Consider the following 13,689-nt stretch of genomic DNA (forward strand, 5'->3'; position numbering starts at 1 on the left):
CTGTGCTCTCCGAGCGATGGTCAACGAAAACCGATCCCTTCACACGGGAGTCAGGCCGGCACCGGCACGGCCGGGCAACGGTGACATGGCGCCGAGGGTTCGTCATCATTGCACATCCAATTCAGAAGGAGGCGGCGTTTGTACTGGAAGCCGGCTCTCCTGGGCGTGGTGTGCTTCCTGGCCCAGACGGGCGGCAAGGCCTGTGCGGCCGTTGCCTGGCCGACCGCCCAGATCCAGTATTCCTGGCCGCTCAGGCTGGGCGGCGAGATAGGGGTCAACTTCAACAGGTCGTCGGACTTCTGGGAGATGGCCGGGCCATTCATCTCGGTTTCGGGCGGCCGGGACGGACTCGGGCTGAATGTCGGCCACAAGGAATTCCTCCCCTTCCTGGCGCCCATAGCCGCTGGAACAGGCCCGTCCGCACTCTACCTGTGGGACGACGGGGGCTCGACCTTCGTCGGCGCCAGGGCCAGCATCTCCATCATGCTGGTATCCGTCTCCTCCGGAGCCTATCGGAGGGTCTCGGGCGACCTGCACGACGATTGGCTCTTCAGCCTCGGCGTCGGTGCGGGTTTCCCATAGGAGGTGCCATGTCCGGTGTGTTTCTCGTCCCGCTGATCGCACTCGCCGGTATCGAAGTACACGAATGGGGGGTGCTGACCTGGGACGGGCAGGTGCTGACGTCGGCCGGAGCCCCCGCTCCGGCGGTCGTCGACCCGGGGGAGATGGAGACCGGGGCGCCCGTCCTCTGCTTCCACGGCGACGGGTTCACGGGCACGGTGACCGTAGCCTCGCCCGGCCTGCTCGACTGCGTCTATCCCGACCCCGACGCAGCGGTGGGCCCGCTTACAGGCCTGCGCGGGCTCGGGTCCTTCATCGGCTGGGAGATATCGGCGACGCGGGAGGAACCGGCAGGATACCCTTCGTGCGGGAGCGGGTCGGCACCTCTCGACTCGGACTTCGCGTGGGCCGCGCCGACATGGCGCGAGGGCGACGCCCTCTACCTGACGAGGGAGGACGGTTTCAGCGACAGGTTCCTCTACTACGCCGGCACCATACGGCAGGGGTCCTTCCCGCCGCCGCTCGAGGGATTCGCCGTGGCGAGCGCGGGGGAGGACACGCCCGAAGCCGACAGGGTGCTGCTCTTCACGATGGAAGGCGCAGGGGACGTGTACTTCGTGATCGCCCCCGGGGGCGACGTCACGATGGCCGACCGGGCATCCCCTTTCATCTACTCGTGCGACGAGGTCATCGAGATCCTGGAGGGCTGGGCCGGCGGGGAGCTGACGCACGAGGAGGTGCGCGCACTCTGGCTCACCTGGGAGGACGAGTTCTTGAACGGGAGCTGGCCCACCGGTTCGAGGGCCGTCTTCGTCGTGCCGGACGAACTCGTGGAGAGGACGAGCACCATCACGGTGGAGCCCGACGGGGATCAGCCCGTCGAGATCAGGCGGTTCTTCCTGGGTTTTGTCGACGTATGACCGGGGGGATCAGTCGAACAGCGCCTTGATGCTCCCCCAGGTTTCCGTCTCGAGCCCGGCCGTCCCGCCGTGGGAACGGATGATGAAGTCGCCCTCGCCCCACGACTGCCAGAGGGTGCCGTCAGAGCTGAAATAACTGTGGAACTCGGCTCCGGGCGTCCCGTCACCCAGAAGGGACGGCCATCCGCCTGCCGACATCCCGGTGTGCACCACGATCCAGAAGTCGTTGCCGCAGGACACGGGCGCCGGATAGTCGACCAGCACCGGTGCGTAGTGCGACGCCGTGACCGTGCTCTGGTCGAACATGTCGAGCGGGCCGGAGGCCCCCCCGTCGTAGATCTCCGCGAAGAAGGACGACGTGTCCCAGGGGCAGCCGTCATCGTGGTAGAACCAGATCTCGGTGCAGTCCGCCTCCCAGCCGCCCGGTCCCCAGAAGTCCTCCCCGTCGAACCAGACCCCCCTGTATTCCCCCTGCCATGTGAGCCAGAAGGCAGACTCGTCGTCGTAGTAGAGCCATTCGTCGGATGCCGCCGGGACGGGTAGGGGGGACGCCCAGGCTGATCAGGTCACTGGCTGGAGATGCCGCGGCGACAACCGCGGCTGCAATCACGTATCTCATGCGCCCTCCTCCGTTCGGATCCCGGGTGCGACGATATGCCGCATGCAGGCGGGATGCAACCCGGCTGGGTTTATTGCATCGACGTGACCGGCCTTCGCCGGGAAGGCTGGAATGGTGCCGCCGGGAACGATACCCCGGTCAGAGTCTCGTCCCGATCCCCAGGGAAAGCTCCAGGACGTCCATGGAGAGGTCGGTCAGCCTCTCGCCGCCATTCTCGATCCCGGTGTCCAGCCATGTCCATCTCGCGCCCAGGCCGAGCAGGAGCCTCTGCGACAGGTTCCAGTCGAGCCCGAGTTCGATGGCGGGCGACACGCAGGCGGGCAGGTCGAGGGAGTCCAGGCTGCCGCTCTTCTCCCAGAAGACGACCGCGCAGGCGCCGGCGCCGATCCGGGGTTCGAACCCGCGGCCCGGCAGGGGCCGGTACTGCAGCATGGCGGTGACGGGGAGGAACTCCACGGACCCCATCGGGATCTCGTCCTCGCCATGTGCGAATTCGTGGGAGGCGTTCGCGACAGACAGGCTTGCGGAGAGGATGCGCGACAGGGCCCGCGAGACCGAGGCTCTGACGTATACGGCGCTGAAGGCCTCGATCCCGTCGGCCTGGGATGCTTCCGACTCCACTCCGTCGATGCAGAGGCTCGTGCCCACGGTCCAGGGCCCGTATGGATCGACGGAGGCCAGCAGCGCAAGGATGACTACAGGCATGCTTCCATCCTCCCGGCGCCGCCTGGGCGGTGCCCAGAACCGACCGGCCGGGCGGGCTGCCCGCCCGGCCGGCACTTCACGAATCGCTACCTGAGAAGGGTCGCCATCCTCGAGTCCGAGCCCCCGGGGGTCTCGACCCGCAGGATGTAGAGGCCGTCGGGCACACCGGCCCCGGGGGTCCAGGTGACGTTCATCGCAGAGGCGCCCGGCTCGCCCTCGAACACAGTCTCGACCAGGCGCCCGGCCAGATCCCGAACCTCGACCCTGACGTGCGGGGCCCCGGCAACGGTCAGCTCCATGGATACCGCGGAAGAGAACGGGTTCGGACCGAAGCCCCGGATCGAGAGGCCGGGGACCGCCTCGGGGCCTCCCCCGATCCCGGTTCCCGAGAAGACGAAAGTGTCGAACCAGGAGCCGGGGGCGAACCTGGGATGGGCCTCAGAGCGCCCGGAATCGTCGGTCGCGGCGATGTAGTACTGGACCACGGTGCCCGCGCCGGCGCCGGGGATTTCGGCCTGATAGATGTCCCCACCGGATGAGGTCATGGTTGCCTGGGTGAATGCGCCGGATGTGCCGTACCTATAGTAGAGCCTCGTCATCGTGAGGCTGTTGGAGGGGTGGCAGCGGATGAACGCGCTCACCGTGACGGGGATGTTCTCGGTCTGGTACTCCGCCACCGGGGTGTGGTCGATCCAGAGCATCTCGGGATCGGTGACGCCCATGGCGCGGCAGTGCAGGGCGTCGGTGTTCAGCCAGCCGCTGAAGTAGAATCCTACGATGTCATACCCGGGCAGCGCGGCCTGGTACGAGGCGAGCGCCGGGGCATCGTTCGCGGTGTTCCAGGTCGGGACGTAGACCCTGTCGTTGATGATGATGCTGTTGGTGTAGCCCTCCGTCCCGCTCGAATAGACCCGGAACACCTGGTACGGGGTGCCGTAGGGGCCCGTCATCCCCGAAAGCAGGTCGGCCATGGCCTCGAGGGCCGCGTAGTCCTGGTGCGACGGAGGGACCTGCAGGATCAGGATCCTGTCGGGCGAGAGCAGCTTGCCCCAGCAGTCTATGTGGTCGATGTAGGAGGCCTGCGGGTCCTCGGGCGTGAAGTAGTCGTCGACTCCGCAGTAGAGCAGCATCTGCGAGTCGACCCAGTCCTCGTCGCCGCCGTTCTCGTCTATCACGAGGGCCGACGACATGGACACGCCCAGGCCGGAGGACATGTAGTTGCCGCCGGTGTGGATGATGTCGGAGGTGTAGACCGGCATGTCCCAGGCGGTGCCGAGGGCGATCGGGAAGTTGTCGTCGTCGGGTCTGGGCCTGTTGTAGTCGAAGTCGAATATGCCGGCCGAACCGTCGTCGAGCATGAGGAACCAGGGGCCGTAGTCCCTGACCCATATAGAGTTGGTGGGCGCGAAGACGAACGAGACGTTCGCCATGTTCACGCCCTCGGCCGTGAACGCCGAGGTCACGCCCGCCTGCTCGGACGACTGGCATATCACCCAGACCTGAGTGTGGTTCGAGAAGTCCACTATGACGCTGTAGGGGATCCCGAGTGGCCAGCGGATGAAGACGCCCGTCATCGGCTCGAACTCGCCGGGGCTCCTGACTCCCTCGCCCGGGGGCGGGGTGGCGGAGTTGTACGTACCTATCTCGTCGAGCCTGAGCAGCTCCTCCGGGGTGAACCCGATCGGGAGCAGCTCCTCCGAACCGCAGACCGACGTCTCGGCCGATGCCGCGAACGCCATGCCGGCGGCGAGAAGGACAAGAGCAATCCTCATCGCACCCTCCGTCCTGGAGCTACTTCAGGGCCTCCTCCCCGCCGAACCTCCGGGCGGGGTCGAGGGCCGTGAGAACTTCCGAATCACCCGCGCGCAGAGCCCCCGTTATCAACCGGGACACGAGCGCTCCGGTTCCCGGGCCGAGCATGAAGCCCTGCCCGCACATGCCCAGCGCGGCGACGTGGTTCTCGGGGCCCACCCTGCCGATCAGCGGCGAGCCGTCCGGGGTCTGCGGGTAGGTCCCCCTCCAGGTGCGCCTGACCTTCAGGTTGGCGAGCCTGGGCAGCAGGCCCACCATGCGCGGCGCCACCAGGGGCAGGAAATCCGAGGTCTCGCGCGTGCAGATCCCCTGGATCGGCGGGTCGGGCGTGATGCAGAACACCACCTGCCCCGTCGTGTGCTGGTAGAAGTAGTAGTTGGCCGAACCCGGGATCCTCCTGATGTCGACGACCATGGGGGTGAAGAACCGCTCGACCGCCTCGGTGACGCCTGCCTCGTGGCAGTCGGGGTCGACCCTGACCTCCGCCCCGGCCATCCCGGCCACCTCGCGGGCCTGCGAGCCCGAGCAGTTCACGACCCAGCCGCAGGGGTAGCGTCCGCTGCCGGTGACCACAGCCTCGACCCTGCCGCCCGAAACCTCCATGCTCGTCACGGCCTCGCCGAAGCGGAACTCCGCCCCCGCCCTGCGCGCCTTCCGGCAGAAGGCATAGACCGACTCCATGGGGCTCGCGCTGCCGTCGCCGGGCGACCACGTCCCGCCCAGGAGTCCCTCGCGGGCGATGCCCGGCACGATGGCCGCGATGGTCTCCGGGCCCGCCCAGTCGATGTCGAGGCCCGCCGCGCGCTGGACGGGCAGCATCCTCTTCAGCAGATCGGCGGTCTTCTGCTCGTAGGCGACATAGGTGTAGCCCCCGCGGAGCCAGCCGATGTCGTCGCCCTCCTCCTCCCGCCAGCGGCTGAAGGTGGAGATGGAGTCGAGGCAGAGCCGCACCTTCGAGGGTTCGCTGTGGGTCGCCCTTATCCCGCCTATCGCGCACTTGTTGCTGCCCTGGCCGGCGGATGCGTTCCGGTCGAGGCAGAGGACGCGGAGCCCGGCCGAGGCGAGGTACATCGCCGCGGGGGTGCCGGCGCTCCCGGCGCCGATCACGACCACATCGTACGTATTGCTCATTCCGGGCACCTCCCGCTGAAGAACCCCAGCGGGGTCTCTGCGAACAGCGGCCTTTCGGTGAGGGGTTCGATCTCGGAGAGAGGGATGCCCTCCTCGCGGGCGATCCGCGCCAGGAGCATGCGGCACGTCTTGCCGCCGCACGCCCCGAATCCGGCGCGGGTGAGCGCCTTGAGCTCGTTGAGGTCCCTCACGCCCCCGCGCAGGTGACTGCGTATCTCGCCGGCGGTGACCCGTTCGCAGCGGCAGACTATGGCATCGTCGGCCAGCGGAGCCTCCCAGGCCTCCGGCTCGGGGGCCGTGTCGGCATCAGTCTGCACGCGCACTCCGGCAACCCTGGAGGCGATTTCGGCAGCTACGGCGATCCTCAGCAGGACGGTACGCCTGCCTCCTGGCACCTCGCGGGTCGCGAGCAGGACGCCCTTCCCGAGGGAGCCTCCCTCCCGGTCGGTCAGCTCGAGCCCCATGCCTGCCTTCAGACCGGTGGAATCGAGTTCGAATGGGATCGATACGGTCGGCCTGGCGGGGTCCTTCCTGAAGTCGACCAGCGTGATGGCGAGGCCCGGGCAGACCGAGACGCACTTCTCGCAGCCGATGCAGCCCTCGGAGTACTCCGGTATGCCCAGGATCGGGTGCCCGGACGTGCCTATCAGGTTCTTCGGGCACGAGGTCATGCACGGGTTGCAGGGTATCTCCTGCATGCAGTGGAGCACGGGGAAGACGCCTTCGCGGCCGGCGGGCACGGAGTAGGGGTGGACCGCGCCTCCGGGGCTCTTCAGCACCGCGCCCTTCTCGATCCAGTCAGCGGGCGGCTCCTCGAGGCAGAGACCCAGGGAGCAGGCGATCTCCATCCCCCTGATCCTCCCCGAGAACATCGCGGCGCTGGCCTCGGCTATCTCCTCCGCGTCGCCGGCCATGGAGGCCGGGATGCCGAACTCGACGGCCTTGCGGTGGAACTCGTTCACCGGGTCGAGGCCGACGGCCACGAGCAGCGTGTCGGCCCTGAAAGTGCGCTCGGTGCCCGGCACGGGCCTGAACGAACCGTCCACCCCGGCGATGGTGACGGCCTCGAGAGCCTCGGTGCCGTGGGCCGCGAGGATCGTGTGCCCGGTGTGGATGGGGACCCCGAGCCTCCTGATCTTGTCGGCGTGGACCTTGTACCCGCCGCAGGAGGGCATCGCCTCGACCAGGCCCGCCACCTTCATCCCGGCCTGCAGGGCGTGATATGCGGCTATGAGGCCCACGTTTCCCCCGCCCACGATGAAGATGCGATCGGAGGAGCGTATCAGGTCGCGGTTCACGAGGGTCTGGAAGGCTCCGGCGCCGTAGACGCCCGGCAGCGTGTTGCCGGGGAACACCAGCGACTTCTCGCGGGCGCCGGAGGCGGTCAGCAGGTGCCTGGGCCTGACGAGCACGTATCCGCCGGGCCTCCTGACGCCCACGAGGCCGTCGGAGAAGACCGCGAGAACAGTGCTGGAGGTCCAGACCTCCACCGAGGGCTGCGAGGCGAGCTGCCCCGCGAGGATCGACGCGATCTCGATGCCTCTCGTGCCTGCGTAGCAGTCCTCCTCCGAGCCGAAGAACTTGTGGGTCTGGAGGACGAGCTTGCCGCCGGGCCTTTCCTTGTCGTCCACCAGGATGGTGCGGGCTCCGGCGCGCCCCAGCTCCAGGGCCGCAGCGAGGCCTGCGGGTCCGGCGCCTATCACCAGGACGTCGGTTTCGACCGTCGACGGGGCGGGGACATCCGGGCCCGGCTTCTCCGCAAGGGCTGTCAGCCCCTCGACGCTGCGCACGTCCATCCCTTCGGCGAGCGCGGTGACGCAGCCCTTCTGCAGAACGCCGTCGATCAGCAGGTTGCACTGCGAGCACTGCCCGTTGGCGCAGAAGATGCCCTGTGCTCCTCCGTCGGCCCTGTGGTGTCCGAACACCCTTATGCCGTTGGCGAAGAGTGCCGAGGAGACCATCTCCCCCCGGCGGCCCATGAGTTCCTCCCCGTCGAACCCGAAGCGGACGTATTCCGGCTCCGGGCAGGCGAGCACGGGGTGGCTCGCGATACGCCTCTGCGTTCTTTCTGTGGACACTGGTTCAGCTCCCCGGACCCCGCGGGGTCTCAGGCTCGGGTTGATGGAAAGGTAACGTCTCGACAGGCGCTGACTATAAGGATGCGGCCCCCGGGGGGCAATCAGCGGGAGAGCTTCTTCCCCCTGCCCCGCTCCCACTTGGTCGCGAAAGCGGGCCTCCTGTGGGTCCTCGCCTTCAGGAAGCCCCTGCACCCGGGATACCGGGAGCACCTCCACACCTCCACGTGCGGATACCTGTGGAAGACGCAGGGCGAGGAGCAGATGGGGCAGAGGTGCTCGAGCGAAGCCTCCGCGACGTCGCGCCTTGCCTCCGCATCGAGCTTTTCGTGAGCCCTGCGCCTCTCGGCCGCTCCACCCATCTCCGAGAAGAGCCTTCGGATGAGGAACAGCACGATGAACGCACCGGCGATCATCAGTACGAGCTGCAGTCGGTCCAATTCCGGCAGGCTCCTTCTGCGTTGACAGATACGCCTCTGTCGGGTAGATAACCAATTCCGGCACGGCCGGTAACAGGCTGTCCAAGGCCTCCCGATTATCGCATCGCATCTGGTAATCATCCAGGAACGGAATGGAGACAGGGTTGAAGGAGCATACACCCCAGACGTTGAGGACGGTTGCGGTCATCGGTCACGGGTCGGTCGGCAAGACCAGCCTCTGCGACTCCCTCCTCTTCTCCGCGGGCGCCGCGGACCGTCTCGGAAGCGTATCCGACGGCACCAGCGTATTCGACTTCACATCCGAGAGCCGCGACCGCAAGCAGAGCCTCTCGGCCTCGATAGGCACCTGCGAGTACGCCGACCACCGCATCAACGTCATCGACACCCCCGGCTTCGCCGACTTCTACGGCGAGACCATAGGGGCCATTGGCGTGAGCGACGGGGCCGTCCTCGTGCTCGACGCCAGCGCCGGCGTCGAGGTGGGCTCCCTCCAGACCTGGGGCTTCGCGTCGAAGGCCGGGGTCCCAGTTGTGATCTGGGTCAACAGGATCGACCGTGAGAACGCAGATTTCGACCGGGTGATGAACCAGCTCCGCGAGACCCTCAACAGGAAGTGCGTGGCCGTCTCGATCCCGATCGGATCGGGCCCCTCCTTCGGGGGATATGTCGATGTCCTCTCGGGCAGGGCCTTCGACAGGTCAGGGAAGGAGATCCCCCTCCCCGCCGGCGAGAGGGACAGGGCCGAGAGCGCCCGCAAGGAGCTGGTGGAGGCCGCCGCGGAGACCGACGAGGCCCTTATGGAGAGCTTCTTCGCCAACGACACGCTCTCCCCCGAGGAGCTCGACCGCGGGCTGAAGGCGGCCGTGGCCGGGCGCGGGCTGTTCCCCGTGCTGGCGGGATGCTCCGTGCCTCCCGCCGGGCAGGCATCCCTCCTCGACGCGATAGTGAACCTCGTGCCCTCGCCCCTTGCCGGCAGGCCGGCGAAGGCCGGCGACGCCGGGGTGGACCCCGACCCCTCGGGTCCGTTCGTCGCAAGGGTGTTCAGGGCCACTATCGACAAGCACGTCGGCGACATGGTCTGCTTCAGGGTCCTGCGGGGCTCCGTCGAGGGCGCGGTCGACGTGCTCAACACCAACCGGGGGATGACCGAGCGCCTGGGCAACTACTACTACCTGTCGGGTGCGAAGCGCACCGAGGCCTCGCGCCTCGTCACCGGCGACATAGCCGCGGCGGCCAAGCTGAAGGCCACGTCCACCAACGAGACTCTCGCAGACAAGCAGAAGCAGGTCGTGCTCGACCCGATCTCCTTCCCCAACCCCGTCCACAGGGCCGCCATCGCGCCGAAGAAGCGCGGCGAGGAGGACAAGATGGGCGCCGGGCTGACCAAGCTCGCGTCCCTCGATCCGACCCTGTTCTTCAGGAACGAGGCCGAGATAGGCCAGACCACGCTCTCGGGCATGGGCGAGCAGCACCTGGCCACCGTCCTGGCGCGCCTCAAGGACCTGTACTCGGTCGAGGCGGAGCTCTCCAAGCCCAGGATCGCCTATCACGAGACCATCTCGAAGACGGTCAGCGGCCAGTACAAGCACAAGAAGCAGACAGGCGGCCGCGGGCAGTACGGGCACGTCTTCCTCAGGCTGGAGCCCATGCCGCGAGGCGACGGCTTCCAGTTCGCGAGCGAGGTCGTGGGCGGCACGGTGCCCACCAAGTTCATTCCGGCCATCGAGAAGGGCGTCACCGAGGCCCTCGACAGGGGTCCGGTGGCGGGCAGCAAGGTCGTCGACGTCAAGGCGGTGGTGTACGACGGTTCGTTCCATGCCGTCGACTCGTCCGACATGGCCTTCAAGCTAGCGGCCAGCAAGTGCTTCAAGCAGCTGATGCTCGAGGCGGCCCCGCAGGTGCTGGAGCCCCTGATGTCGCTCGAGATCACCGTGCCCGACGAGTTCATGGGCGACGTGATAGGCGACGCAAACTCGCGCCGCGGCAAGATCCTGGGCATGGAGGCCGAGGGCGGGTTCCAGGTCATCAGGGCCCTGGTGCCCGAGGCCGAGCTCTACCAGTACACGAGCTCCCTCCGTTCCCTGACGCAGGCGAGGGGCAGCTTCACCCAGTCCTTCTCGCACTACGAGCCCGTGCCCCGCGAGGTACAGGAGAGGATCATGTCAGAGGTCACCAGGGAGGAGGAGGAGTAGGTTGCCCGGCAGCCTGCTCGATGCCGGCCGTGCGCTGCTGCTCGCAGCAGCGGCGGGACTGGTGCTCCCGGTGTCCGCTTTCGCCGACGGCTCCCCGGGCTCGTCCGGCGACGCCGGCGATTCGTCGGTAAGCGGCTCTCTGATCGCCGTGGGTGCGGGCGCCCTCATCGCGGGCTTCCTCCTCTGGGATGCCCTTTCCGGCGACGGGGAGGCAGCCGTCGAGCCCGCCGCGGTCGAACAGGATCCCGCGGGTTCCACGGGGATCGACTGGTCCTCCGTCGCCCCCGTGGACGGCGGTTCGGACGATCTCATCACGGTGTCGGCCGCCGGAGTCGGGCTTTCCGGGGCTGCGGCCGCCCTCGTGCGGGAACTCGACTCATTATCAGGGTATCCCGTATATGGGGAGCCGGTCGAGCTGGGCGGCGCATCCGGCGATGAGGCCTTCTCTCTTGCAGCGAGCTTCTTCGATGCCGGCTGGCTCGTGCTGGTCACACCCGAGGCCGACTCGATGAGGGTCGAGGTCTACGGCCCGGGCGGTCTGGAAGGTTCCTTCGGAGGCGATCCGGCCGATGCCGGGTCGGCCGCGGAGGGAGTGGTCGGTGTACTCGCAGGCTGCAGCGACTGACGCGCATTCGGGGTCTGTCTGATCTGGAGGCCTCCGGCAGCGGGGGCCCGTGCCTTTCGGAGGGGGTCGCGGCGCCGCTGGAACGCCGGGACCGGACGAGCGGTGACAAGAGTGGAGAAGAGTCGAACCACGGGTTGCACCAAGGAGGAGAGATGAGGCTTCCGTTCTTCATGCTCGCGGCGCTCCCACTGACCGGCTTCGCGGCAGCCGGGGAGATGCTCGTGAGCATCCCCCTGGACGCGTCCGCCGTCGAACTCGACCAGGTGGGCCCCTACACCCGCGTCACATACGAGGGCGCCACACCGATCAACGGCGAGGGCCTCCCCTCCATGCCGGTGCTCCCGGTCACCGTCGCCCTCCCCACGGGCACCGTGGCCCGGTCGATGACGGTTGCCGAAGCCGTCTACACGCCGGTGCGCGGCAGGTTCGACGTCATGCCGTGCGGGCCGGCGCTGCCGTTCTCGGTCGAGCACACGCCCAGGCCGATAGACATCGACGAGAGCGTCTACGACTCGAGCACCCCGTACCCGGTCGAGACCGCGCATCTCGACGGTTCCACCCCCATCCTGGGCATCCCTACGGCCGATCTCGATGTCTATCCCGTGCGCTGGAACCCGCGCAGCGGCACGATCGAGACCCTCACATCCCTCACTGTCTCTCTCGAGATAGAGCAGTCCGACGAGGCCCGCACGATCCTCCGCCGCTCCGCCCAGAGCGAGCAGCGCTCGATGGACATCGTCCGCGCCATCGCGGTGAACCCCGAGGGCGTGTCGCCGTCCGGCGCCGAGATAGTGGCCTCGCGTGAACTCGCCTACGGCGAATACGTGATCGTCACCCACCCCGACTACCAGGCGCAGATGCAGACGCTGGCCGACTGGAAGACCGCCAAGGGCGTGCCCACCAACGTCTACACCACCACCTGGATCCAGACGCAGTATGCGACCGGTTCCTACGATCTGGCCCACCAGATCAGGAGGTTCCTCATCGACTGCCGCCTGGAGGGAACCGAGTACGTCCTCATAGCGGGCGACGACGACAAGATAGCAGGCAGGCACATCATCCTCAGCGCGGGCGGCGAGAACGAGCCCGAGGCCCCCTGCGACATCTACTACTCCGACAACAACGACAGCCAGGGTTCGTACGACAGCTGGGACTCCAACGGCAACCACATCTACGGCCAGTTCGGCGTCGACGCCATGACCTACCACCCCGACCTCTGGGTCGGGAGGGCGCCCCTGCGCTCGACCGCCGACGCCACACTCTTCTACAACAAGGTCATCACCTACGAGCACAAGCCCGGCACCCTCGACTACTTCGAGACCGCCCCGGAGGAGATGCGCCTGGGCTTCTCCACGGGCTACCTGTGGGACGACGGAGGCGTGCCCGTCTACGGAAGCGCGCTTGCCTACCTCGTGGACAACTACTTCCCCACCTCCTGGGAGATCGAGGGCTGCCACGAGGAGGTCGCGCCGGGCAACAGCCCCGCCATCACCTCGGCCATGATAAACGCCGGCCCCCATCACGTGATGCACTCGAGCCACGGCGCCGAGACCGGTATGTACACGTCCTACGGCAACATGTGGAACACTTCCGACATCCTGGCCCTCACCAACTACTCCGGCACCGGCACGGTGGCGATCTGGAACTCGATCTCCTGCCTCATAGGCGCCTTCGACACCCAGACCTGCTGCGGCGACGCCTGGGTGCGCGCCACGAACGGCGGCGGCTTCGGGGCCTTCAACTCCAGGTACGGCTGGGGCATGACGGGCGTCGCGCCCGGAACGGGCCTCAGCAACGACATCGTCAAGCAGTTCTACGTCGACTACAGGGTCAACAACGTCTACAACCTGGGCGCCGCCCATGCCGTCAGCGTCGACGAGTTCCTGCCCCCCGATGACGAGTACTGGCACTGGTGCGCCATGGAGTACAACCTGCTGGGCGACCCCGAGCTGCCCATGTGGTCGACTCAGGCCTCCGCCATGACCGTGTCGCACCCGGCCACCATCTCCGGCCCGGGCAACGTCACCGTCACCGTGACGGGCGCCTCCGGAGCCCTCTCCGGCGCCCGCGTGTGCCTGCAGAAGGGCAACTGGCAGACCGGCGAGGTCTACGAGGTGGCCACGACCAACGCCTCGGGCCAGGCCACCCTCGCGGTCGCTCCGACCACGAACGGACTGATGGCGGTGACGGTATGGGCCCGCGACTACAACCCCTACCAGGGTTCCATCACCGTGAGCCTGGTCGGCATCGAGGACCAGCAGGGCGACGTGATGGTCTCCTCGATGGGCCTCCCGTCCCCGAGCCCCGCCTCCGTCAGCGCCTCGATCCCCGTCACGATGGGCGACGCAGGCCGCGCCAGCCTCAGGGTCTACGACCTCTCGGGCAGGATAGTGGCCGAGCTGATCGACTCGGAGATGGCCCCCGGGGATCACGACCTGGTCTGGGACCTCACGGGTGAGGATGGCCGGAGCGTGCCGTCGGGCATCTACACGATCCGCTTCGAGGCGAACGGCTATGCCGCCTCGAGGAACCTGGTGGTCGTCAGGTAGCGGACCGACGCAGAAACTGTCTCTTATACACATCTCCGAGCCCACGAGACAGCGCTGTGT

At 67.6% G+C, this 13,689-nt stretch carries 11 protein-coding genes; 5 read left to right on the forward strand and 6 right to left on the reverse strand.

Going from position 1 to position 13,689, the window contains the following annotated elements:
• Positions 1-138: 138 nt before the first annotated feature.
• Positions 139-582, forward strand: a complete 444-nt coding sequence (locus tag QUS11_04455; GenBank protein MDM7992542.1) for a hypothetical protein — start codon at positions 139-141, stop codon at positions 580-582.
• Positions 583-590: 8 nt separating this feature from the next.
• Positions 591-1,481, forward strand: a complete 891-nt coding sequence (locus QUS11_04460; protein ID MDM7992543.1) for a hypothetical protein — start codon at positions 591-593, stop codon at positions 1,479-1,481.
• Positions 1,482-1,490: 9 nt separating this feature from the next.
• Here QUS11_04460 and QUS11_04465 read toward each other — a convergent pair whose 3' ends face one another.
• The 6 genes from QUS11_04465 to QUS11_04490 all read right to left on the reverse strand — a co-directional run bounded on the left by QUS11_04465 (position 1,491) and on the right by QUS11_04490 (position 8,263).
• Positions 1,491-1,787: a hypothetical protein gene (locus QUS11_04465; GenBank protein MDM7992544.1), complete on the reverse strand. Its 297-nt coding sequence runs from the start codon at positions 1,785-1,787 to the stop codon at positions 1,491-1,493.
• 451 nt (positions 1,788-2,238) lie between these two features.
• A complete protein-coding gene (locus QUS11_04470; GenBank protein ID MDM7992545.1) occupies positions 2,239-2,805 on the reverse strand; it encodes an OmpW family outer membrane protein in 567 nt (188 codons plus the stop codon).
• An 86-nt stretch (positions 2,806-2,891) separates the two neighbouring features.
• Positions 2,892-4,577, reverse strand: coding sequence for an agmatine deiminase family protein (locus QUS11_04475; protein MDM7992546.1), 1,686 nt, complete (start codon positions 4,575-4,577; stop codon positions 2,892-2,894).
• A gap of 19 nt (positions 4,578-4,596) precedes the next feature.
• The gene (locus QUS11_04480; protein ID MDM7992547.1) at positions 4,597-5,748 is read right to left on the reverse strand and encodes an FAD-binding oxidoreductase; all 1,152 of its coding nucleotides are present in this window, start codon (positions 5,746-5,748) and stop codon (positions 4,597-4,599) included.
• Entirely contained in the window at positions 5,745-7,826 is a 2,082-nt protein-coding gene (locus tag QUS11_04485) for an FAD-dependent oxidoreductase (protein MDM7992548.1), read from the reverse strand. Before QUS11_04485 ends, QUS11_04480 begins: the two co-directional genes overlap by 4 nt.
• Positions 7,827-7,927: 101 nt before the next feature.
• Positions 7,928-8,263: a hypothetical protein gene (locus tag QUS11_04490; GenBank protein MDM7992549.1), complete on the reverse strand. Its 336-nt coding sequence runs from the start codon at positions 8,261-8,263 to the stop codon at positions 7,928-7,930.
• 131 nt (positions 8,264-8,394) lie between these two features.
• On the opposite strand from QUS11_04490, the gene fusA reads away from it, so the two are divergent.
• From fusA to QUS11_04505, 3 genes are all read left to right on the forward strand, one after another.
• The gene (fusA, locus tag QUS11_04495; protein MDM7992550.1) at positions 8,395-10,455 is read left to right on the forward strand and encodes an elongation factor G; all 2,061 of its coding nucleotides are present in this window, start codon (positions 8,395-8,397) and stop codon (positions 10,453-10,455) included.
• Between the two features lies 1 nt (position 10,456).
• Positions 10,457-11,080, forward strand: a complete 624-nt coding sequence (locus QUS11_04500) for a hypothetical protein (protein MDM7992551.1) — start codon at positions 10,457-10,459, stop codon at positions 11,078-11,080.
• Between the two features lie 152 nt (positions 11,081-11,232).
• Positions 11,233-13,629, forward strand: coding sequence for a C25 family cysteine peptidase (locus QUS11_04505; GenBank protein MDM7992552.1), 2,397 nt, complete (start codon positions 11,233-11,235; stop codon positions 13,627-13,629).
• The last annotated feature ends 60 nt before the right edge of the window (positions 13,630-13,689 follow it).

The sequence above is a fragment of the Candidatus Fermentibacter sp. genome (assembly GCA_030373045.1).
Taxonomy (GTDB): Bacteria; Fermentibacterota; Fermentibacteria; order Fermentibacterales; family Fermentibacteraceae; genus Fermentibacter.